Here is a 24,015-nt window from a genome sequence, read left to right as displayed (position 1 = left end):
CTGTTGCTCCTGTTGCTCCTACTCCTGGACCTGTCGGTCCTGCTACTCCAGTTGCTCCTGTTGCTCCAATTCCACCAGTTCCTCCAGGAAAACCTTGAGGTCCTTGTGGTCCTTGTGGTCCGCGAGGACCAACAACCGTCGGAGTAGTAACATTTACTTTAGGTGGGGGACACGTTACCCGCACTACTTTTTTAATCACTTTAACACAGCGTTTCCTTCTTTTTCCCTTCGTAGGACAAACAATTAGGATTTTCTTTTTACACCGCTTTTTTTTACCTGAACAACTCAATATCGGACACCTCCCTATTAAGATAGTTTAGTGTACGTGAGTAGTTAGTTTTAGGGATGGACTAATAACCTGCTTTTAGATAAAATGAAACTTATTTCCAGAAAATAGGTTAATGATATGTTAGTTTCGCCTTTGATTTTATTAGAATCCTCACACCCTTTCCGTTTTATTTCCATAATTTAATAACAGGAAGTCTCACACTTCACTACATAGACCCAAATTTCACCCCTGAATGAATACCTAAGAAAAATACAAAAAACAGATGATAAAATTAATAATCATTATGCGTACATTCGAAATTAGTTTTTTGCAACGAATATAATTTTATAATAAATAAGAGACTCCTATTGGAGTCTCTTATCTTAATACATCAATGTTTATTATTTTTCCGAGCTTAGATTAACTAAATCAAATGCATCTAATTCTGGCTCTTCTTGTACAGATGAAATCTTAACCAACTCATCTTGTGATTCATTATTACCATGCCGCCATGACTGAATATCCTGAACAATATCATTGGCCTTCGTCTTCACGATCCCATATATATTTGCACTTTGCTCACCAGCTACACTCACAAGTTCTTGCGTCTTACTACTTACTAGTCGTGATTTATCTACAATGTCCTTACGCAATTCTGTTCCTTGTTTCGGTGCAAGTAGTAACGCAGTCACCGATCCAACGACACCACCAACCAAAGCTCCCCATAAGAAGCCTTTGCTATTATTATTCATCGTTCATCTCTCCTTCTTCCTTAGCTTTAGACTCCCTACCGTTAAGGAGCATCTGATATGCCCCTTAATATAAGAACGGGCGAATGCCTATTTGTTAATTGCATTATAGTCAGAAGGAGCTTGGCTTGACACTCAGGACAACCAAAAAAAATGAATCATTCATCTACGCTTTGAGTATTACGTTGATTCGCATCATGAGCAGACCCTGTATTGAGATCAAGTACGACACGTGGTGGTACAACTAAAGCATGTTGGTGTTCACATAAGTAAGCTTTATTCGCAGAAGTTCCGATGGACTCTCCATTATGAACGATATCACCCTGGTCATATAAATATTTAGAAATCACAAGTAAATCCCGTCCTAATGCGCTAGGATCTAAATCATAGAAGTGACATTGTACATCGGGAATGCCCAATGCGGATAACCCAAGTGTATCCATGATCATTTCCTTTTCTTTCCCAGTACTATACAAACGAAGATTTACCGCACCATATAACTTCTCACCTTGTAGAGAGGCTTCCAAATACGCATGAGGTTCAACCAACTTATCACTCGTGTGCCAGAACATAGCCTTGCAAGGTGTAGATTCTAATATAGCTTGTACCACTCCTGAAATGAGTTCGAACCGTTCCTTATACGGTAAATCGCCCGCAAATAAATCATGAATACGAACACTATATTTACATTTCGTTATCGTTGTCTGTGCATCCGTCCAATGAAAAGATTGTTGAAGTGCACTATCGAAACGATCGAAGCCTTGAAGCATATGAGGTTCATAAATGCAGCTCTGTGCATACTCAACATCTCCATCATCGAATGTCACCTTATGATCCAGATGAGAAAAGACCAGAGGCTGTACACGCTCTTCTCCTGACTCTACAGCTTCCTCTGCAAAAGTTGAAGAAACATGATTGGTTGCATCTGATACTTTCACTGCCCCTGTGTATTTTTCCAAAGAGGCAAGAAGTGTCTCACTTGATATATTCGGTTGTTGTTCATATAAGAACTCGATTGTATATATAGGCTCAAATCCAGACACATCGCTGTTATTGAATTCTTCTTGATCGTTGTTCCTATTTTCTTCAGAAATCATACTTTAACGCGCTCCTTTATGATCGTACAGCACCCAATTCTTGGTCTAAGTATCCCCTTACAGAAGAGGCAAATTCATTCAGAATGGTTGGAAGTACGCTTGTGAGAGGGTGAAGAGACGTTCGATCCCATTCGTAATACGTTTGTACCAATGGTTTGCGAAGCTGGACTAATTGAACCAAGGAAGCATGAATGGTGCTATTAAACACCTTTTCCTCATGCGTAATATCAAGAATATCTTCATAACTGCTGGCATCACGCATGATAAACCCATCAATAAGATAGCTACCAATATCCGTTACTACCTCAATTGCTAAATGAAGCGTTCTCTCTTGCACAAACCCCAGAATTAAACCTTCATCCCATTCTTCTATGACGGTTTGCAAACCCACTACAATATCAGGAATCGTATGCAAACGTCTCTCGATCTGTTCTCTATTAACATAGTACACAGCTTTACCCCCATGAAAATGTGTTAACGATCACGTTCTTCTATATTATAACTCGTAGTCCACTGCGATAGAACTTTCTTTGAACTCATTCATATGTTTGATGACTTCTTGATGCACCGGATGAACTTGATAGGCTTGAAGATCCTCTAGCGAATGTACTTCTGTGATGAGGGAAATGTCATATGAACGTTCTGAACGAATAACATCGATTCCAACTTCTAAAGAAATAAGCTGCGGTATTCTATCTTCCATATCTCGTAGTACATTTGCCGTCCTAAGAACACTTTCGGGAGAACTATCCTTTAATTTGAAAAATACAATATGTTTTATCATCGAATACCCCTGTCTTCTTCATTGTATAAGGTTCACGAAAAATATAACATACCACGTGAAAATGGGAAAGAAGCTTGTCATCTATGACTGATTTTTGCCATCATCTGATGTATCTTTATTTTTCAAAATTTTAATAATTCGTGTTACTTTATTAGGAAGTGGTAAACCCAATCGCCCATAATTCTCAGTAATGGATATTAACTCATTCGCCATATAGAAATAGATAGCTCCACTTTTCACTACACCCAAATCCTGACCAAGTAAAATATCCATCTGATGTGCTAGCAGTATAACGATGAACATCAGCGCTTTTCGAGTAATGCCCCAGAACCCAATTTTACTATTGAGTCCACTACGGTCCTTAATTGCTGCCAATACACCTGTAACATAGTCTATTAGAATCACAACTAGAAAAATACTAAGTAGATCACTCCATCCACCAAAAGTGAATGCAACAACAGTACCTACTAAACCACTTGCTCCCTGTATTACAAGTGTATTCATGAACACTACGCCTCCCCTAAAAACATTTCATGCTGTATAATATGAAAAGTATGATTAAAATGGGAAGCCTTTTGTCATTGATTTAATAGATTTATAGAGCAATTTGCGTGGAATTCTACGATAGGTTAGTTTTACTATTGAAACTTCGTCTATAAATAGAGTAGAATTTTATAATAAAAAAAATATCGGAGGAAATATGCCTACACAACCAGAAAAACATTCAATCCAGGCGTGGTCCCTGATCAATCGTAAGTATTTAGGAAAAGGCGTGCGTGTCAAACGGTTCCGTAGACCAACACGTTGTCAAATACGCAATCGCGTTCTACTTGCAATTTTAATGGCTAATGACATTAAGTTATCTTATTTGGCTGAAAAACTATCTGTTTCATCTAGAAGTGTAAGTGCTTGGGTATACGAAGGACGGATTCCCGGTAAGAAAAACATGGAAAAAGTATGTGAATACTTGGGATATCCTCGACATATTCTTTTTAACGAAGCTCTCCTGGAGAAAAGTCCTATCATCTGCCAACCTGAACATTCCAGATTTATGCGCAGAACACTTACCCGCTCACCTGTGAGCAACAAGATTCTAACAGGCCTTTGCATGGTTCATGACCTATCTGTAAGTGATGTAAGTGAATGGATTAGCGTTCATCCTGGCACATTCCGTAAGTGGTTACATCAGGGAGCATTACCATCTATGACATTTCAAGAAAAAACAGAAGAATTCTTCCGTATTCCAAAAACCATTCTATTCGCAGACGTTGTATTAAAGGAAAAATCACTGTAAATAACTAAATAAAAAAACCTCTGAATACCCCTTAGTGGAATAGGGCATTCAGAGGTTTTTTGGATTTGTAACTACATATAATTATTTAAATCCATTTGTCGGAGGATGATATCTCCTCTTTCCAAATGACATTCTCCCCATAGTTTTTTCCCCAGTCATACATCATACGTAGAACGGGCATCAGACTTTGGCCGTATTCTGTCAAAGAATATTCAACTTTTGGCGGAACTTCTGCATATACTTCTCTGAAAACAAGCTTATCTTCTTCCAATTCGCGCAATTGATTGGTTAACATTTTTTGCGTAATATGTGGAATAAGCCGCTTAAGTTCACTGAACCTCTTCGTTCCTTCAAGACCGAGATGCCATAGAATAATCAGTTTCCACTTACCGCCAATTACCGCAAGTGTAAGCTCCTTCTCACAATTAATTTCCTTTAGATTAATGCGATCTTTAATCTCCGTTGCCATATTATCAAGCCCCCTCTTACTCTCTTCATACTACAGCTTGCCCTATGGAGTTGTATACGTACGCACAAAAACGAATAACTTCCCACGTAGGTCAGCATTCGTTTTTGCGATAATATTATACGATTGAATGGATGCTCGCATTACTCCAAATTAGCATGTTTACCGAACATTCGTGTGGAATCCTGACCTGTCTTCTCCATCATCCTCAGAATAATGGCATCGTATACTACCAACATCGTCTGTTCAAATAATGAAGCCATCGGCTGAATCGTAGTATGATTTCCACTCTGATCCTTTGTTGCGCCCGGCAGCTTCACAATATAATCCGCCAAGCGTCCGATCGTCGAATCCGGTATGATGGTAAATGCTACAACCACCGCACCTATGGCTCGGGCATTTTCCACTATAGAGATCAGACCTTTCGTTTCACCAGAACCCGATCCGATCACAAGCACGTCTACCTTATCCATCCCTGGGGTTATGGTTTCTCCAACGACATAGGCGTCTTTACCGACCTGCATGAGCCGCATAGCAAATGCTCGTCCCATCAGTCCTGATCTTCCGGCTCCTGCTACAAACACTTTGCCAGAACGTAAGAGAAGATCAGCGACTTGCTCTGCTTCTTCTCCAAGCTGCGACACGGAGTGCTGAAGCTCATTTACAATTTCCTGCGCATATTCCATTGTATTCATCGAATGATTACACTTGGCTTACGAGACGTTTCATTTCTGCTGCTGCTGCTAATCTGTCTTCTTCGCCAGTGATTCCCCCACCCACAATAACGAGATCCGGATTCGCTGCGATAACTTCTGGTAACGTACTCAGTTTGATTCCTCCAGCAATAGCTGTCTTCGCGTTCTTCACTACGCTCTTAATTGCATTTAAATCATCAAATGAATTCTTGCCATCCGCTTGATGATCATACCCGGAATGTACACAAATGTAGTCTACACCAAGCGCATCTACTTCTGCCGCTCTGGCTTTAATATCCTTGACGTTGATCAGATCTACCAAGATCTCTTTATTGTGTTTCTTAGCTTCCTCTACGGCACCTCTAATGGTGGAATCGTCAGATACACCCAGTACAGTTACGATATCTGCCCCAGCTTCAACAGCCTTCATCACTTCATATCCACCCGCATCCATGATTTTAAGGTCGGCTAACACTGTCAATGATGGAAATGCGTCTTTGATTGCTTTCACCGCGTGTAATCCTTCATTAATAACAATGGGTGTTCCAATTTCAACGATATCTATAAATTCCGCAACTTCCGATACAACCTCTATCGCTCCGGCAATATCAACAAGATCCAATGCTAATTGCAATTTCATAATAGTTAAATCTCCTCATCAATAAATTATTGTTGGTGTTGTACTCATTGTAGGACCTTACCATCAAAACAGGAAGTAGGCACTTTAAAGTGAGGTAGTTACCTGGAAGGTACTAATGTGTCGTTATAGGCTTTAACAACGTGATTAACATATTTGTTTTCTGATATTCCACAAATAGTACTGCATTTTCATAAAAGCTGTGCTACCATTACTCATGTTTAGCATTTCAAAGCACAAAATTATACATACATAAGAAGGAGTACTATGAACCAAAAAAAACATCAAGAATTTAATCTCCTCAAGTTAACTTGGCCAATATTTCTAGAACTATTCTTATTTATGCTCATGGGCAGCGTAGATACATTTATGATCAGTTCTGTATCTGATAATGCTGTGTCTGGTGTCGGTGCAGCAAATCAAATCATTTCCATTGCCATTCTAGTACTTAGTGTGATTGGAAATGGTGCAGCGATTGTGATCTCTCAATTTCTTGGATCAAGGAAACCTCTTGAAGCTGCTCAAGTAACAGGGAACTCCATTACACTTAATCTGTTAATAGGTTTCATTCTAAGTGCCCTACTACTGCTCTTTGGTGGAAGTTTATTGTCTGCGCTAAATGTGCAAGGTGATATTTACCTTTATGCACAATCGTATCTGAACATTGTCGGAGGTTTTATTTTCTTACAGGCATTAATAAATGCGTTGGCTGCAACCATCCGCACACACGGCTTTACTAAACAGACGATGATCGTCTCATTGCTGATGAACCTCATTCATGTCGTAGGAAATTATGCTTTAATCTTTGGTCATTTTGGCTTTCCTGCGTTAGGCGTCCAAGGTGCGGCCATTTCAACAGTACTTAGTCGGTTAATCTGCCTTATCTTATTCTTTCTACTGCTTAATAAAATTATGGAAGTGCCTGTAAAGTGGTCCTACTACATTCATCTGTCCAAAGAACATGTACGAAAAATACTCAAAATTGGCATTCCGTCCGGTTTTGAGCAAATAACCTATCAGTCCTGCCAGCTCGTATTTACTCTTTATGTTACCTATTTAGGTGCAGAAGCCATGGCTACCCGCCAGTATGCAGTTAATATCTCCAGTTATATCTTTCTATTCAGTTTAGCTGTCTCCATGGGAACCTCCATTATCGTTGGGCACCTCGTTGGTGCTAAGCGGTCAGATGAAGCCTACAAGCGTGTATTTACAAGTGTGAAATGGGCGCTTCTCGTCACGGTCATTATTGATGGGATAATCATCTTCTTCCGTGTACCCCTATTTGGTCTCTTTACGAATAACGAGAGTATTATCATGATGGGCGCCCAAGTGATTCTGCTTAGTATATTCCTAGAGACCGGGAGAACGACTAATCTGGTCATCATCAACTCATTACGTGCATCTGGCGATGCTAAGTTCCCCGTGTACATGGGCCTGATCTCGATGGTATGCATGAGCTTACCGCTCGGTTATGTGTTAATATTCCAACTTCATCTAGGTCTTGCCGGGGTGTGGATCGCCATTGCTTGCGATGAATGGCTACGAGCCATCATTATGTTCTTCCGTTGGAAGAGTAGAGCTTGGGAAAAGCATGGACTTATTCAACACGAGACTGTGGAATCTGACGTGAATGACGTTGCGACTGTGAATTGAGATATTAATTATTAAGTAAAAAAAGAGCAGGTCAAGGGGCATTTAACCTCCAACCTGCTCTTTGGCATTTCCAAGTTCTTTACCTTTTACTCCAAGTTCGCACATCTTCAAAGGCAGATGCACCACGAAAGATGTTCCTTCGCGTGAACGACTATTTACAGTTATGCTTCCGTCATGAATTTCGACAATCTTTTTCACCAATGATAGACCTAGCCCACTTCCACCACCACTGGAACTTCTGGATTTATCCGCCTTATAGAAACGCTCAAAGACACGTGGTAATTCCTCCTCAGTCATCCCTATGCCACTATCCTTGATCTCTACTTCGATGCTCTCAGCAATGATCTGGAGGCGGATGTGGATAAACCCGCCCTGTGGGGTGAACTTTATGCTGTTATGCAATAAATTGGTCCACACCTGACTCATTAGATCTTCCACTGCATGAAAAGAAATCTCCTCGAGCTCAGCCTCGACCTCAATATTCTTCCCTAACCATTGCGGCTCAGAGGCCAGAACCATCTCCCTCAGCTGCTTATCCAAACGATAAGCTTTAACCTCGAAGGGAAAGCTACCCGCTTCTAGTGCAGACAGCTTCAACAGATTATCGCTAAGCCCAGAAAGACGGGTACTTTCCGATTCAATAATATCTAGGTAATGCCTTCTACTCTCTAGACTCGGCGTGTCACTTTGTAATGCACGCGCAAACCCGCGTATCGAAGTCAACGGAGACTGAATCTCGTGCGATACATTAGAGATGAAGTCCTGGCGCATCGTCTCCATTTGGCTAAGCTCACTGGCCATTTCATTAATTCCTTCAACGATTCCCCCGAACTGCCTATAACGACTATCAGTTTCTAATACGACTTTGAAATCGCCTTGAGAAATTTGCCTTATCGCCATAATGATCGGATTATAGAAGGCGCTCTCCTGTCCGCGCATGAAAAATCCGATGATTGCCATAATGCAGAAAATAAATAAAAATTGGAGTAACATGCTGATCATTTGTGCTACAAAAACCGATGAGGGCGTACCCATGATTCGGAATATAAGTTTAGATGCAAAATATGCCCCCGTCCATGAAGCAATAATAACTGTTATGAGAAACCATAATTTCCAAATAATTTGAGCTATCTGCTTAAATCTCCTTATCATCCTGTATCCCCTTCCAACCGGTAACCCAGCCCTCGGATTGTACGTATGGAAAACCCATATTTATCTTGGGGAAATCGTTCACGTAGTCGATTAATATGTACATCCAACGTACGTTCATTGCCCATATAATCATATCCCCAGATATCTTCAATCAGTCTATCCCTCGCCAATGTCTGACCTGGGTAACTTCCCAGCTTGAATAGAAGTTCAAATTCCTTAAGGGGTAGGCTGATATCTTCATGCTCGGTGAACACCTCATACGTCTTGCGATTCATCTGTAAACGGCCAATGGTTACTCTTTGTGCAGCAGATATCTGATAGCGTTTCAACAGCGCCTTAACCCTCGCTATAAGCACCATAGGTTCAAATGGTTTCACGAGGTAATCATCTGTCCCAAGCTCAAAACCTTTCACAATCTGAGATGTTTCTCCTTTGGCCGTCAACATAAGAATCGGAAAATCGTAGGTCTGCCGTAGCTGACGGCACAACTCCCACCCATCCATATTCGGCATCATGACATCAAGAATAATCATATCTACAGAAGTGCTTTCAAGAAGATGAATAGCCTCTATTCCATCGCACGCGCCATATACCTCATCCATCCCCTCAGCTCTCAGAAACACTTCCACTAATTCGCGGATATGTGGGTCGTCATCCACAACTAATATTTTTGGCATCCCCCTATCTATCCTCCTCGTCAACACTAGTATCACCTTCTGGTGCTAGCATTTGTAGCTGCTGCGTAGCAAATTGTCGATAAAGCTCATGGTTCTGAAGTAGCTCTTCATGTCTTCCTGTTCCGGTAATCCGACCCTTCTCCATAAAAATAATCTGATCGGCATTCACAACCGTAGACAGCCGATGTGCTATGACTACGGTTGTCCGTCCCTTCATCAGATTGGAGAGTGCCCTTTGTACTACGGCCTCCGACTGACTGTCCAGACTGGAGGTAGCTTCATCCAGCATTAATATGGAGGGATTGCGTAACAATGCTCTGGCAATCGCTATCCGTTGCCGTTGTCCACCAGACAGCTTCACGCCACGTTCGCCCACATCGGTATTATATCCGTCTGGCAATTCTTCAATAAAACCGTCGGCATATGCCATTCTTGCAGCGTTAATCATTTCATCCTTGCTAACTTCTCGATCAAGCCCATACCCTAAATTCTCAGCAATTGTTCCCGCGAGTAAAGGACTTTCTTGGGATACATAGCCGATTTGACGACGCCAAGACGTGAGAGAGAATTCTGAAACTGGATTATCCCCAAATTTGATCACACCTGATAAGGGCATATAGAATCGTTCCAAAAGGGAGAATAACGTCGTCTTCCCGCCTCCGCTAGGTCCAACGATCGCAGTCACCTCACCTGGCAACATCTGAAAGCTCACATTATTTAATACATTTTCACCCGTCTTATATCCAAAGGAGACGCCCTCTATACGAATAGCGGTCTCTGAACCATTAATAATCTCTTTCCCTTCGTACATTTCCTCTTCTGCTCCAAGTGTTTCAATCATACGTTCTGAAGCACCCTTCGCTTTTTGAATTTGCGTAAAGAACGTCGTCAGTTGCGTAAGAGGCATCACAATATTAATTAAATATAAAATAAAAGCAACCAATTCTCCAGCGCTCAGAGCACCCGACGATACCTGCATACCTCCATAACCAATAATGACTACAAGTAGCATCATAAGTACGAACGAGACAAGTGGGTTAATCATGGCATTAATCTTACCTTCACGGATTCCGAAGGATAGCAAATTCATAATACCAGCTTTTCCGGCCTTAAATTCTTTCTGTTCTGCCCCCGAGGATTTAACCAGTCTAATTTCTGACAAAACTCCGCTTAATGTAGCTGTAAATGAAGCCGTTTCATCTTGCATACCCTTTGATATTTTATACATCTGGCGCCCTAGTGGCACAAGTATGAGTGCAGAAAGTGGAAGTACGGTGAACAGTACCAACGTCATTTTCCAATTCAAATAGAGCAAGACGGAGATCGAACCCACAATAGATATCACGCCGGTAAAGAGGCTTGCAATGTTCTCTGATACCAGCGTCTTGATGACTCCTGTGTCGTTCGTCATACGACTTACACTCTCACCAGTACGAGCTTCGTTGTAGTAGGATACCGGTAGAACTAAGAACTTCCGCCATAGTCGTTCACGCAGAGATGCAACCATCTTTTGCCCAACATAGTTGAGTATATAAATAGAGACGCCTCCGGCGATCGTCTGCGCAATAAAAGCACCTGCGATCGCAGCAACCTGCATTTTGCTAACAGATGCTAGCGAGAATCCATCTACTAACGTTTTGGTGAACAACGGGATAACCAATCCTACCAGTGTAGATATGATGCTAAGAGCAATAGCTATAGCAAGCAACCCATATGAAGGCTTTGTTTCTTTCAATAGAGTCAAGAATGGCTTGCTTGCCTTACTTTCTTGACGTTTAGATTTATTTCGATTCATGGACGTTCCCCTTTTCTTACGGTTGTGTGTGATAAATAAGTCTAAAAGACCTTTCCTGCCGTAAGACAACAATAATACTCCTATGTAAACTGAAGTTAAACAAACCAATATCAAATTATAACAAAAGAGACGAAATCCTTCGTGAAGGTTTTCGTCTCTTTTGTATATGCAGCAGTATCATCCAAACCGACCTGATATATATTCTTGTGTATTTGAATTCGTAGGATTGGTGAAAATGATATCTGTCTTATCATGTTCCACAACACTACCCAAATAGAAATAAGCTGTATAATCAGATATTCTTGCAGCCTGCTGCATGTTATGTGTAACAATAACGATACTTAATTCTTTCTTCAAATCTATGATTAATTCTTCAACTTTAGCTGTGGATACAGGATCAAGTGCTGAAGCAGGTTCATCCAGCAACAGAATACGTGGATTAACAGATAGTGCCCGCGCAATACAAAGCCTTTGCTGTTGACCTCCGGATAATGATAGTGCGGATTGCTTCAAACGATCCTTTACTTCATCCCACAATGCCGCTTTCCGTAAGCTACTTTCAACGATCTCATCTAATTTCCGTCTATCCTTGATGCCATGATATTTCGGTCCAAAAGCGATATTATCATAAATCGATTTATAAAAAGGATTAGGGCGTTGCCATACCATCCCGATCTTTTGTCTTAATTCAATCACATCAGTTCCTGGTGCATTGATGTCTTTTCCATCAATCCAGATTTTCCCGGTAATTCTGGAACCTGCAATATCATCATTCATGCGGTTCAATGAACGTAGAAATGTGGATTTCCCACACCCGGATGGACCGATCAAGGCCGTTACGCTTTGTTCTGGGAAGTTCATATCTATATTCTTTACCGCTTCATATTTTCCGTAAAAAACACTTAGGTTCTCGGTTCGAAAGGTTGTTTGCATCATTTAGTCCCCCTATTTCATCACTTTAGATGCAGTAAAAGCTTGGTATAACACTCTTCCTAGCCATCTAGCAGTTAAATTAAATATTAGTACGAGGATAACCAATACTGCTGAAGCTCCGGCAGCAATCGCCATGGCATCCGGTGCAAGACCCTCACTATTAATTTTCCATATATGCACGGCCAACGTTTCGGCTGGACGGAATGGATTAATTGGTGACGTCGGACTCAGTGGATTCCAATTCGTAAAGTCTAATCTTGGTGTGGACATTCCAGCTGTGAATAGAAGTGCTGCTGCTTCCCCGAATACTCTCCCCGCTGCAAGAACGGTTCCTGTCACAAGATTAGGTATAGCGACTGGCAACAGAATAGATATGATAATTTTCCATTTCGATAGACCCAAGGCAAGACCAGCTTCTTTCTGTTCCTTAGGAACACCTCGGAAAGCTTGTTCAGTTACACGTACCATCAGTGGAAGATTGAAAATCGTCAGCACAAGTGCACCTGAGAACAATGAGAACCCGAACCCAAATGTATTAACGATAAGTAATAAACCGAACAAACCAACCACAATCGATGGAAACGAGGATAGTACTTCAACCACGAGACGAATAGCACCTGTAATCTTACCTGGCTTCGCATATTCCGCCATATAAATACCCGCACCTAGACCCAAGGGAATGGTAATAATGAGTGTTAGAACGAGTAAGAAGAGTGAGTTAAATAATTGAGGTCCGATACCTCCACCCGCTCTGATTGTCTGTGGAACAGAAGTTAGGAAGGACCAACTAATATGACTAAGTCCTCGGAATAGGATAAATCCTAACAATCCCAATAATACGGCAACAATAACCGAGGAAAATGTAACGATAACCCCTGTGGCAATTTTATCAGCTGTTCTTGGTTTCATAACCGATGTCTCCTTTCCAAGAGCCTAACAACAATAACGAATATAAATGTCATGACCATCAGTGCAAGAGCCATGCTCCATAGTGCGTTATTTTGGACAGATCCCATAACCGTATTCCCCATATTCAACGTAATGACACTCGTAAGTGTGGACGCTGATTCAAACAAGGAACGAGGTACATGTGGCGCATTACCGATAACCATCTGCACGGCTAATGCCTCACCAAATGCACGAGCCATACCAAGGACTACTCCAGTCAATAAGGAAGGCATAACCGTTGGTAGAATCACGCTGTAGATCGTCTGCCATCTTGTAGCTCCTAGCGCATAAGAAGACTCCTTCAACCCCTTAGGAAGTGAACTAAGTGCGTCACTTGCAATACTCGTGATCGTTGGTAGAATCATAACCGAAAGGACGAGTGCACCCGCTGCAATCCCGATTCCTTGACCAGGAAATATATCACGAAATAGGGGTACAATAACGCTCAATCCCACGAAACCATATACGACCGAAGGAATTCCTGCCAATAGTTCAATAACAGGTTGCAGAAGTCTCTTTCCCCAAGATGGTACGATTTCGTTCATGAAAAGCGCAGCACATATACTTAATGGACTTGCAATAAGTGCAGCTAGTAATGACGTGGCAAAGGAACCCGCAATAAACGGAAGTGCGCCAAATACAGGATTATCCCCATTTGGATCCCATTTCGTACCAAATAAGAAATCACCCACATTAACGCCATCTTTAATAAAGGTTGTAAGTCCCTTGGATGCTACGAAATACATCATTGATACGATAATAATCACTAAGAGAGATACACAAAAGGTTGTATAAATTCGTCCAATCCAATCTTCCAAATGATGCTTCTTGATGAGGACAGGCGATCCATTATTTGATTTCATAATTGTCCTACTTTCTTAAAGTGAAAATAGAGGCAGATGAATCCGCCTCTTTTTTGAGTATTTGGTGGTCATAACTCTTGATGATTTAATTATTTCTTTGTCACATTTCCGTCTACGTCACGAGTTACTTGCATTTGGGAAGCTGGGATGTATCCTAGTTCAACTACATCGCCATTTTGAATCTCATCGGAAACCATGTAATCTAGGAATGCTTTTACGACTTCATTTGGCTCACCTTTTGTGTACATATGCTCATAAGCCCATACTGGATATTCCCCAGTAATTACATTTTCCACTTTCGCTTCAACACCATCGTACTTGATTGATGTAATGGAATCATCTAAGTAAGAAAATGCAAGATAACCAATAGCACCCGGTGTTTCCCCAACGATTTTTCTAACCGTACCTGATGATTCTTCTTGAATTGCACCAGCCATATCTTCAACCTTCGTACCTAATGCATATTTCTCAAAAGTACTACGCGTTCCGGAGCTGCTTGGTCGGTTTACGATAACAATCTTCTCATCAATACCGCCAACTTCATTCCAGTTCGTTACTTTACCAGTGAAAATGTCTACCATCTGTTGCTTCGTTAATGTATCCACGCCTGTATCTTTATTGGACACGATGGACATCGCAACGACTGCTACTTGATGATCAATAAGTTCTTTTGCCTTATCAGCATCTGCATCTTTCAATTTCTCTTCTGCAAACACGTCCGAGTTACCGATATCCGCTTGTCCTCCGGACACTTGTGTAAGACCTGTTCCACTTCCGCCGCCTTGAACTTGTACTTGAACTCCTGCATATTTAGAATCAGCCATAAATTTCTGTCCAACTTGCTCTACCAATGGCTGTAATGCCGTTGATCCAACTGCAAGAAGCGATCCAGTTAAAGCTTTATTAGTATCTGTTGAATTACTAGCACCTTTATTTTCCCCGTTGTTTCCGCAAGCAGATAATGCAAGCACTAGAGCTAGTGTACCCATTAATAGAGCTGGTTTTTTCAATTTCATTGTTTATTCTCTCCTCCTGAATATCTCTGTATTATTCGTGTCGATATAAGTTTTTGTTGCTAACCTACAAATCTATTGTAATTCGCGAACATTTTTGCAAAATCGTTAGTTTGTAAAATTAAAAATAAATATCGCCACATAAACTTTATAAATGTATAGATTTTATCTATAATGAATTAATCATAATAAAACAAAAAGGTGTGATTACGATCAATATTCTAAAATTAATGATCCTTGTTTACATAGAGAAATATAAAAAGGTCACCGACGTTGCAAAGGAACTGAATATGAAGCAGCCCTCCGTATCCTTTCATATGAAGAGTCTGGAAGAAGAAATGGGAACTGTATTGTTTGAATCTAAGAGAGGACGAATGGTACTAACTGAAGCAGGAAAGGCTCTATATCCGTATGCTCTGAAAATAACTGGACTTGCTGCCGAAGCCAAAAAGGTGGTTCGTGATTATGCGATATTGGATAAAGGGACATTACATATCGGAGCTGACTCCACCATTGGTACTTATCTTTTACCAGAATTAATAAGTATATTCTCCAATAAATATCCTGGCACACGACTTCAAATGACGATTAAACCTACCCATATGATTCATCAAATGCTACAGAATCAAGATATCGATATAGCGTTTTGCCAATCGAGTCTACCACGTCAAGGGATATTCGATGGGTTTCAACATGAACATCTGTGGGAAGATGACCTTGTTGTCATCTTTGGTCCGACACACCCATTCTCGAAGCTTCAACAGCTCAGCCCCCAGCTCATAGCCAAACAATTCTTCATTCAACATGCAGAAGGATCTTGTATAAAGGAATTCATCTTAGCTTGGTCTAATGTAAATGTCATTCATCTCTGGGAACGAATTCAGATGGATTCACCAGAAGCTGTGAAATTAGCGGTGTCGCACAATGATCATATTTCCTTTTTTCCACGAAAAGGTATTCAAGCCGAACTTGCTCAAGGAACTCTCATGTGTCTACCTATTCCCGAACAAACAAATTCTACCTTATCCTCATACATGGCCTATCCACCCGATTCTTCCCAGTCTTCATTGCGGAGTGAGTTTGTGGCGTTTATTAAGGAGCACATGAAGGCGAACTTATAAAGAGCCACTGAAAATATCTGCACATTGTGTAGTGTGCCGCTACGATGACGGATTGTCCTTCCGATCGCTCTTGCCCTCCGATTTCTTGATTGTAAACCGCCTCAGCGGTTGAAATCAGAGGGCAAGCTTATGCTTTCGAAGTAGCTTTCCTACGGAAAGCTTGTAGGCGAACGCTTACGCTTCTTCAGGACAATTCCGTCACCTTCGCTACTTCTCACATACTCCATTATTTTCTACAAGCACTGATTTTGAATTAGAGCCAGATAAAGAAGCCCTCTTATATTAAGGGGCTTCACTTATCTGTAACCTGATTATCTGAACAATCAATCGTTTATGTATGAAACACTAATCGCTACATTAGATCTCTGATCTCTGACTTCTCTACTTCATGCCATTGAAATCCTAGCAACACAGGTGGTATATATACTGGTATCATCCATTGATAAGTTAAATCTAGAATGATTTCACCAAGCCATAATCCACCCTTATTATCCAACTGCATTTTCCATTTACCGCTGGCTACTGCCGCTCCCTGGTTCACTCGTTCCTCGGCTTCTTCATATGAGAATTCTTGCCCTTTGTTTTGCTCAACAGCCGCTATCGCTGCTTCATAAGCAATCTTCTGTTCTTGTTCCTTCTCCTCTGTGAATTCTGAGTCGTATACTTCAGAAAAGTCGAGGCCCTTCAGTTTGTTACTTTCGATTAAATCTTTAAAGGCTTCAGTAACATATACACATACTCCCGCCATTTCTTTAAACTTAAACATATACGTGTTATCAGGAATTCTTATGAAATCGAAAACAATTTTGTTAAAGCCTGCCCATGACCCATCTTTAAACCTTTGGATGTCTGAGCGTTCCCAATCCACACAATCCAGTACATTGATGACGTTTAACATATATAATTCAAACTCATCGTGAAGTAACGGTAACATTTCAACTTCGGATGAAAAATATGGATCAATCAATTGTTTAACACGTTTACTGATTACTGGCTGTCCAATTATGTAGTGTGGAAAATCTCTATATGTTTTTTATAGAGAGTTTCTACTCTGACAGGCGTCCACTCATGAGCTTTAGACTCACCCTCAAAGTCAGAATTAATAGGATGGGTTCTATTTTCTACGGCAGCTAGCAACATGGATTTCGTATGATTATTTAATTTGTATATTTTCATTGTGAGTTCCCCTTTAGTGTAAATACATTATTCCGACCTGTTCCACATTCCTTTATTTACCTATCAAACAAACACGTTGTGTAAATATACACCATTTGCTGAAGAGTTAATATGTATATTATTGTTATATTTTCGAATATCGTCTGTAATTCTATCTGTGAGGGAAGATACACAGGCACAGAAAAAAACACCCCCTAGAACGATTCATCGGATGAACCTAAGAGGTTCTCCAATGTTTGTTCTAAGGGGTGCAATTCTTCTTACCTTGCTAACCTATATATATTTCCACAACATTCGCATCCATCGAACGCACACGATCGAATTCTTTCCGATCAATCCGCAATCCACCGGTACGATAACGATTCGCCGTAGTCTCTGTGGCAACATCCTGACCATTTACAGTGACACGATTCTCACCAGTATTTAAATGATACACGAATTGCACTGGCGCTCCAGCGTATTCGAAGTCGAATCGTAGGCCATCGAGCGACTGTGGTAGAACCGGATCAATGATCAAGTTCCCTGCCTCTTGGCGGATACCTAGAGCATTAGAGATCAATTGATTCATATAGATCCCAGGGCCACTAGAATAAATCTTCCAGCCACCTTTCACAGGTACATCTCCGCTACGTAATTCATCAAATCTCTCTTGCGCATCATAACGCGTGTTGAATTTACCATCGGAGCTACTGAAATACGCATTACTTTGACGTATTTCGGCGTTAGGAACAACATCCTTCAACCCTATAGGATTGATTCGAGCAAGCCCGCTCCATACTTCATCTTCTTTACCGAGCTTAGCCATCGCTTCCACATAACGAATATGAGCATGTACATATTGCAGTCCAATCTCACGTCCGAAATTCGATGCTTGTTCAGCACGTTTAAAGTGGGTGCTCACGCCTCCATCATAGTGTGCAGGACGATTCATTAACCTTACTCCGTCTGGACAAAATAATTGTTCACGGATGATGTCATAATGCGACGCCGCTTGTTCAGGTGTCAACAGTTCACTAATCATACTTCGTGTCATCGGTAACAAACGATATTGTATACCTGTCTCCGTATCACTTGGATGAACCAATAATTTCACTTCTTCGGGATTCTCCATATACAAGAAACCTGGAATAACTTCAGTCTCTAGCATGTATTTGTTGAAATCACTTTGAATTCCCTCAGCTAGACTCCGTAAACTTGCCGCTGATGTTGGATCAATAGCTTCCATTACACGTGAGAATTGGTTCAACGTCTGATACGTTAGCGCTACCGTCCAACTGCTTACCATATACTGTTTCAATTGCGCATTCGCTGGCTGAAGTGTATCGTCCCAATCGCCATCCCCGTAGGAAGATAAGTGCGTGCCATGTAGGAAATGATTCTTGATATAATCTATTTCCTTATAAGCATGCTCTAATACTGTAGCCGTCTGCGTTGTGAAATCAAATCCATGTTTACTTGTATAGGGAACTTGTTGTTCCAATATGCTGTAATCACGAGTAACACTCAAATAATCGCCTAGTACCTTCAACGGCCATACGATGATATCGCCATGGCTTTCTTCTTGTTGAATCTTCGTATATTTATCGAACATGAACCACTGTGGCCAATTGCCATCATCTTCGAACTGGTGAGAGAATATCGTTAACAACGTTGCACGCACCTGATCATATTTATGAGTCGCCATGAAATATTCAACAGGTCCTTGGCAGACATCACGTGTTCCCCATGCAGCTCCACCATACTGCTCTAGGCCATGTGGTACGGAGTAGTGGACAAGCATATTGTGCGTATACCACCAAGCGAGTCCGTTTACTTTAAACAGTTCCTCTTCATCCCCATTCGCTGCTGACAAATGGAATCCATTCATGACTGAACGGAAGAATTCCCGGTAACGTGCTATTTCTTCATCAACCTGTCGCTCTACTAAAGGTAGTTCCCCACCGTTCAGTAGTCCTTGGAAAGTCATCGTCCATTCACTGCTAGCATCTAACGCAAGCACAGTTAGCGAAGCTTCACCCGGTTCAACAGTACTCACGAGCATACGCTCATCTGAAACCGTCACGCTTGTCCCTGTCACATGAATGCGATACTCCAAGTCTGGATAAATATCAGCACTTAAGGATTTCTCGTCTGCATGAAATGACAGATAATCACCATGGTCCCGCATATGAGAAGCAACCTCATATTCATTGACATTCATTGTAATCTGATTACTCACTAAGAAACGATAAGATACACCACGTTCTGAACGTACATTCAATCGAACTTCTGGTGAATCTACCGTCGTAAAGTTAGTGATGATTAATAGATCATCTTGCATTTTATAATACCAACGTACGTAGTTGAAGCCCATCTCGAATAGGGATGGCATCGTCAATAGTCGATACGTACCCTCTATCTCGATATAGATACGCTGTCCTGATGTTTTCGGTATATTAAGTGGATTTCTAGCATTGGTCGTCATTTTATTGAAATTAGTATTACCCACAACGAGCTGAGAGTTAAATATTCCGTACATATAAGAAGTCGTTGTAATAACAGGTTTCTTCAACGTTACATTGTCGCCACTCATTAGTATATGGCCATGAGGACGTTCAACTCTTAGCTCTTTCTCCTTCAGAACCACATGTTCATAACCATCTGTGAAGAAAGCGAGCAAGTCGTCCCCTTCCATCTCCTCTTGTTGGCGATTAGGGAATAAACGATGTATTTCTGCCTCACTCATAACCTCCGTATGTAGTGGTGTTCCTATGGAAGCTAACAGGGATACCTGAGTTAGAAGTTCTCCACCGTCCAAACTTAACATCTCAACAGCCTTACGTGCCTGTGATACTTCCTCACCGAACTCTAATGTAGAAATCGCATTTGGATGGTCTTCCTTACATAGTCCATAAAATACGAATCTAGCTTCTCCATCTAACGAAATGCGTTCCGATTGTAGCGCTGTATAGGCAAATTCATATTGATAGACTTCATTCGCCAACGTATCTTGCGTTAAACACACGGGTAGATTCGTTTCTTTGTAGGACAATCCATAGAATTGAAACCCATCTGTTGAGTAGGAAACAGCCTTCGTTAAAGACCCCTGTTGTATGTAAGGGAATGCGCCTCCTTGAGGTTGATTCTGCCTTGAGCAGACAACATATCCATGATGTTCATCTTCAAATACCGTGTGATCAATATACTGAGATAAGTACGCCTCGTTGCTTCGAACCGTACCTGCATCTGCGTTACCCATATCTTGTCCATAAATCACGTCTATTTGCTTATGATGCCCCTCAACTTTGACATCCCAGAACCATATCCCCTGCTCTGTAGGTGTGAACATTACTTGATAACGGACAGCTTCAACGATGCCTTCAAATACAACGCGATTATCAAACTTACGAACACGACTCTGAGACCTAACTCCGAGCAAAGGGTACGCTTTAATTCCCTCTTCATCATGTAATCGTAAATATATATTATTCATCGACCCATCGATTGAATTCGATAACCATTGATTAATCATTGTTCTGCCATGTGTAGCCTGAAACAAATCTCCACTTGGCAAGAATTTAAACATTAGACTTCCTGCTTCCAAAGTAAACAGTTCGGCATTCTTCCATACCATATCTTCTCACTCCTACTCTATCTGTAAGGTTTAATAGATTCTATGTTGCAATTCTTGTTTACTTCAAAAGACGAAATCTACGCTCTACCGCATCACGACTATTCGGCCCTACAAACACGGCAAACTCACCAGCATCACTTGTGTAACTTAAATCATAATGATGATACTTAAGTTGCTCCTCTGTCACTGTAAAGCTGACTTCTATACATTCACCCGGCTGTAACAGAACTTTAGAGTAAGCCTTCAGCTCCTTCATCGGTCTAACAACCTCACCTGTGATATCACGAATGTAGAGTTGTACAACTTCTTCCCCAGGCATATTGCCAGTGTTCGTGATCTTCGTCGTAATTTGAAGTGGAAGGTCAGAAGTCATTTCTTCCGAAGATAGTACCATGTCATCGTATTTAAATTGCGTATAACTTAATCCATAACCAAATGGATATAAAGGCTCATTTGGACTATCTAAATATTGTGATGCGTAGCGATTATCTGGTTCGGATTCCTTTTTCGGACGCCCTGTATTGAAATGGTTATAGTACACTGGTATCTGTCCCACCGACTGTGGGAACGACATCGATAGACGGCCTGATGGATTCACATCACCATATAGAATGTCTGTGATCGCGCTAGCCCCCTCACTTCCTGGGAACCATGCTTCCAGAACAGCATCTACCTGATCTTCAACACCGTGAAGGTCTAAAGGACGTCCATTAAATAAGACAACCACGATAGGCTTTTCCAATGTACGTAAAGTAGCAATCAGTTGAAGCTGTGCTTCTGGTAAACGAATGTCAGTACGACTTCCGCCTTCTCCGCTCATAAGTGAGCTCTCACCCAACGCAAGAACGATAACATCGGATTGACGAGCGATCTCTACTGCTTCTTGTATTTGCTTCTCTGTTATCGTATCGATACCTGAACCTTCTGCAGATAACACTTTAGAGGATGTTATTCTCCCCTGTATAGCTTCATGTAAATTCATGAAATGCTCTTCTGCACCCGTCCATGACCATGAACCAAGGATATCTTTACTCTGCGCGAACGGACCAATTAGAGCGATCTGTTGCTCTGATTGAAGTGGGAGAACATTTGTATTTTTAAGAAGAACACATGATTTGGACGCAAGTTCACGTGAGGCAGCTCTATGTTCATCACAGAATACGATTTCTCGTTCTGCTTCTGGATCAGCTCCACGTAAAGGATTCTCGAACAACCCTAACTTGTTCTTTAAATGAAGTATACGACGTACTGCTTCATCAATGAGAGACTCGTCTACTTTACCGCTTCTAACAAGTTCCGGTAGATACTTAACATAACAAGAAGTCATCATTTCAATATCAACGCCTGCTTGAATGGCTAAGAATGCCGCTTGCTCTTCATCTTCTGCAACTCCGTGAGCAATGAGCTCAATCACTGCGCCCCAGTCTGAGATAAGTACCCCGTCGAAGCCAAATTCCGTACGCAATATATCCCGCATCAACGTCCGATTTCCTGTAGCTGGGGAACCATGGACCGTATTAAAAGATGTCATTACGAGCTCACAGCCCTCTTCCAAGGCCGCTTTGTATGCAGGTAAGTAATACTCTCTCAATTGTCGCTCAGATAGATCGACCGTGTTGTATTCTCGTCCACCTTCTCCAGCACCATAGGCTGCAAAATGCTTCACGCAAGCAGCTACACGATTAACATCACTAGCTAAATCGTCTCCTTGGAATCCACGTACGAATGATCGGGCAAACAAGCTGTTCAAATAAGGGTCTTCCCCTGTGGATTCCATCACACGTCCCCAACGTGGATCTCGCACAAGATCAACCATCGGAGCAAACGTTACATGTAGACCCGATACCGCGGACTCCTTCGCAGCGATAGCCGCACTTTGTTCTGCTAAATCCTGATCCCAAGAACACCCTATCGCTAGAGGTATTGGAAATATCGTCTTGTAACCGTGGACGATGTCCGCCATGAATAACATCGGAATACCTAATCTATCATTCTTCATATGGTTTTGTTGCACTTGAATCACTCTAGCTGCTCCACCAATACCTAGCGCAGAACCGACTTGATTCACCGTTTCTTCAGTAATCCCAAGCGATTCCATCGGTCCAGTGATCTGACCATCCACTTCTGACTCTACGAAATAAGATACTACCAATTGCAGCATCTGAGCTATTTTCTCTTCGAGCGTCATCTGTTCTAGCAGTCCGGTCAGTTGTGTATTATTCATAATTATCCTCCACATATGTTATGTCTGTTTCTTAATTATTCTATCGGTAGCCAATCTAATACACGCTGAATTTGCGGGTCCCAGTAATCCCAATCATGTTCACCAGGCCCTTCGTCATATGTCACTTCTATCCCCAAATCTAATGCATATTTTCTAAAAGTCTGATTATTGTCATACAGAAAATCTTCCGTTCCGCAACTTTGATATAACATAGGCTTATCCCCGTTATAGGCTTTCAATGTATCTAATAAGTAGAACAAGTCATTTGTGCTTCCCTTCAACTCAGCCACATCCCCAAAAATAGCGATCAATTCATTAGGCTGAAAATTGTTAGCACCGTTCATGCGACTGACAATATCTAATCCGCCAGACAGACTTGCAGCAGCCGCATACCTTTGCGGGAAGGAAAGAGCAAGCTTCAATGCGCCATAACCGCCCATGGACATACCTGCTACAAATGTATCTTCCCTACGCTCAGAAATAGGAAATAACGCTCTTACAATCTTCGGTAGTTCTTCACCTAGAAATGTAAAGTAAGGTGAGCCATACTTCATATCTGTATAATAGCTGCGTCCTACGCTTGGCATGACCACAACGATTCCTTTATCTTCAGCATAACGTTCAATGAAAGAATGTCTTATCCAATCTGTATGATCCGCACTCAATCCATGCAACAGATATAAGACAGGCAGTTTGCCAGAACCACTAGCCTTAAGTGCAGCTTGTTGAGGAATAATAACATTAATGCCCATAGATAAACTTATTACTTCTGAAAAGAACTGACATTGAATCACAGCCAATTCATGTCACCTCCTGCTTAACTGAACCGAATATGTTTGTTTGAAACATTTACTTTG

At 41.4% G+C, this 24,015-nt stretch carries 21 protein-coding genes and 2 pseudogenes; 3 read left to right on the top strand and 20 right to left on the bottom strand.

Going from position 1 to position 24,015, the window contains the following annotated elements; translation table 11 throughout:
* From PBAT_RS17250 to PBAT_RS17225, 6 genes and pseudogenes are all read right to left on the bottom strand, one after another.
* A pseudogene (locus tag PBAT_RS17250) lies at positions 1–199 on the bottom strand (collagen-like protein); the annotation flags it as partial.
* Positions 200–669: 470 nt separating this feature from the next.
* Positions 670–1,020: a YtxH domain-containing protein gene (locus tag PBAT_RS17245; RefSeq protein ID WP_068651217.1), complete on the bottom strand. Its 351-nt coding sequence runs from the start codon at positions 1,018–1,020 to the stop codon at positions 670–672.
* Between the two features lie 155 nt (positions 1,021–1,175).
* Complete coding sequence (locus PBAT_RS17240; protein ID WP_068651215.1) at positions 1,176–2,114, bottom strand: DUF4261 domain-containing protein; 939 nt, start codon at positions 2,112–2,114, stop codon at positions 1,176–1,178.
* 16 nt (positions 2,115–2,130) lie between these two features.
* A complete protein-coding gene (locus PBAT_RS17235; RefSeq protein ID WP_068651213.1) occupies positions 2,131–2,565 on the bottom strand; it encodes a DUF86 domain-containing protein in 435 nt (144 codons plus the stop codon).
* Positions 2,566–2,610: 45 nt separating this feature from the next.
* Positions 2,611–2,898 carry a Dabb family protein gene (locus PBAT_RS17230; RefSeq protein ID WP_068651211.1) on the bottom strand — a complete coding sequence of 96 codons (288 nt, stop codon included), beginning with the start codon at positions 2,896–2,898 and terminating at the stop codon, positions 2,611–2,613.
* An 81-nt stretch (positions 2,899–2,979) separates the two neighbouring features.
* On the bottom strand, positions 2,980–3,402 hold the full coding sequence (locus PBAT_RS17225) for a phage holin family protein (protein WP_068651209.1): 423 nt from the start codon (positions 3,400–3,402) through the stop codon (positions 2,980–2,982).
* 196 nt (positions 3,403–3,598) lie between these two features.
* On the opposite strand from PBAT_RS17225, the gene PBAT_RS17220 reads away from it, so the two are divergent.
* A complete protein-coding gene (locus PBAT_RS17220; protein ID WP_068594025.1) occupies positions 3,599–4,192 on the top strand; it encodes a helix-turn-helix domain-containing protein in 594 nt (197 codons plus the stop codon).
* An 85-nt stretch (positions 4,193–4,277) separates the two neighbouring features.
* Here the strand turns inward: PBAT_RS17220 and PBAT_RS17215 are convergent, their stop codons facing one another.
* The 3 genes from PBAT_RS17215 to hxlA all read right to left on the bottom strand — a co-directional run bounded on the left by PBAT_RS17215 (position 4,278) and on the right by hxlA (position 5,993).
* A complete protein-coding gene (locus tag PBAT_RS17215) occupies positions 4,278–4,661 on the bottom strand; it encodes a winged helix-turn-helix transcriptional regulator (RefSeq protein ID WP_068651207.1) in 384 nt (127 codons plus the stop codon).
* A gap of 140 nt (positions 4,662–4,801) precedes the next feature.
* Positions 4,802–5,353 (bottom strand): 6-phospho-3-hexuloisomerase, encoded by a 552-nt coding sequence (hxlB, locus tag PBAT_RS17210; protein ID WP_068651205.1) that lies wholly within the window; start codon positions 5,351–5,353, stop codon positions 4,802–4,804.
* A gap of 7 nt (positions 5,354–5,360) precedes the next feature.
* Positions 5,361–5,993 (bottom strand): 3-hexulose-6-phosphate synthase, encoded by a 633-nt coding sequence (hxlA, locus tag PBAT_RS17205; RefSeq protein WP_068651203.1) that lies wholly within the window; start codon positions 5,991–5,993, stop codon positions 5,361–5,363.
* Between the two features lie 264 nt (positions 5,994–6,257).
* On the opposite strand from hxlA, the gene PBAT_RS17200 reads away from it, so the two are divergent.
* Entirely contained in the window at positions 6,258–7,643 is a 1,386-nt protein-coding gene (locus PBAT_RS17200) for an MATE family efflux transporter (protein ID WP_068651201.1), read from the top strand.
* 42 nt (positions 7,644–7,685) lie between these two features.
* Here PBAT_RS17200 and PBAT_RS17195 read toward each other — a convergent pair whose 3' ends face one another.
* The 7 genes from PBAT_RS17195 to PBAT_RS17165 form a co-directional block, all read right to left on the bottom strand.
* Complete coding sequence (locus tag PBAT_RS17195) at positions 7,686–8,795, bottom strand: sensor histidine kinase (protein WP_068651199.1); 1,110 nt, start codon at positions 8,793–8,795, stop codon at positions 7,686–7,688.
* Positions 8,792–9,472 carry a response regulator transcription factor gene (locus PBAT_RS17190; RefSeq protein WP_068651197.1) on the bottom strand — a complete coding sequence of 227 codons (681 nt, stop codon included), beginning with the start codon at positions 9,470–9,472 and terminating at the stop codon, positions 8,792–8,794. The genes PBAT_RS17195 and PBAT_RS17190 overlap by 4 nt, the downstream gene beginning before the upstream one ends.
* Before the next feature lie 4 nt (positions 9,473–9,476).
* Positions 9,477–11,267 carry an ABC transporter ATP-binding protein gene (locus PBAT_RS17185; RefSeq protein ID WP_068651195.1) on the bottom strand — a complete coding sequence of 597 codons (1,791 nt, stop codon included), beginning with the start codon at positions 11,265–11,267 and terminating at the stop codon, positions 9,477–9,479.
* A 177-nt stretch (positions 11,268–11,444) separates the two neighbouring features.
* On the bottom strand, positions 11,445–12,200 hold the full coding sequence (gene pstB / locus PBAT_RS17180; RefSeq protein WP_068651193.1) for a phosphate ABC transporter ATP-binding protein PstB: 756 nt from the start codon (positions 12,198–12,200) through the stop codon (positions 11,445–11,447).
* Between the two features lie 12 nt (positions 12,201–12,212).
* Positions 12,213–13,109 (bottom strand): phosphate ABC transporter permease PstA, encoded by an 897-nt coding sequence (gene pstA / locus PBAT_RS17175; RefSeq protein WP_068651192.1) that lies wholly within the window; start codon positions 13,107–13,109, stop codon positions 12,213–12,215.
* On the bottom strand, positions 13,106–14,011 hold the full coding sequence (gene pstC / locus PBAT_RS17170) for a phosphate ABC transporter permease subunit PstC (RefSeq protein WP_068651189.1): 906 nt from the start codon (positions 14,009–14,011) through the stop codon (positions 13,106–13,108). The genes pstA and pstC overlap by 4 nt, the downstream gene beginning before the upstream one ends.
* Positions 14,012–14,100: 89 nt before the next feature.
* Positions 14,101–15,027 carry a phosphate ABC transporter substrate-binding protein PstS family protein gene (locus PBAT_RS17165; RefSeq protein WP_068651187.1) on the bottom strand — a complete coding sequence of 309 codons (927 nt, stop codon included), beginning with the start codon at positions 15,025–15,027 and terminating at the stop codon, positions 14,101–14,103.
* Between the two features lie 200 nt (positions 15,028–15,227).
* Here PBAT_RS17165 and PBAT_RS17160 point away from each other — a divergent pair, with 200 nt between their 5' ends.
* A complete protein-coding gene (locus PBAT_RS17160) occupies positions 15,228–16,145 on the top strand; it encodes a LysR family transcriptional regulator (RefSeq protein WP_157091325.1) in 918 nt (305 codons plus the stop codon).
* Between the two features lie 352 nt (positions 16,146–16,497).
* Here the strand turns inward: PBAT_RS17160 and PBAT_RS17155 are convergent.
* From PBAT_RS17155 to PBAT_RS17140, 4 genes and pseudogenes are all read right to left on the bottom strand, one after another.
* A pseudogene (locus tag PBAT_RS17155) lies at positions 16,498–17,157 on the bottom strand (imm11 family protein); the annotation flags it as partial.
* A 432-nt stretch (positions 17,158–17,589) separates the two neighbouring features.
* Positions 17,590–20,934, bottom strand: coding sequence for a GH36-type glycosyl hydrolase domain-containing protein (locus PBAT_RS17150; RefSeq protein WP_068651181.1), 3,345 nt, complete (start codon positions 20,932–20,934; stop codon positions 17,590–17,592).
* Positions 20,935–20,992: 58 nt separating this feature from the next.
* The gene (locus tag PBAT_RS17145) at positions 20,993–23,158 is read right to left on the bottom strand and encodes a glycoside hydrolase family 3 N-terminal domain-containing protein (RefSeq protein WP_068651179.1); all 2,166 of its coding nucleotides are present in this window, start codon (positions 23,156–23,158) and stop codon (positions 20,993–20,995) included.
* Between the two features lie 35 nt (positions 23,159–23,193).
* Positions 23,194–23,958 carry an alpha/beta hydrolase gene (locus PBAT_RS17140; RefSeq protein ID WP_068651177.1) on the bottom strand — a complete coding sequence of 255 codons (765 nt, stop codon included), beginning with the start codon at positions 23,956–23,958 and terminating at the stop codon, positions 23,194–23,196.
* Positions 23,959–24,015 lie beyond the last annotated feature (57 nt).

Source organism: Paenibacillus antarcticus (assembly GCF_001637225.1).
Lineage (GTDB): Bacteria > Bacillota > Bacilli > Paenibacillales > Paenibacillaceae > Paenibacillus_AQ > Paenibacillus_AQ antarcticus.
The sequence above is the reverse complement of the archived record's forward strand: the minus strand, read 5'-3'. Positions and strand labels throughout refer to the sequence as shown.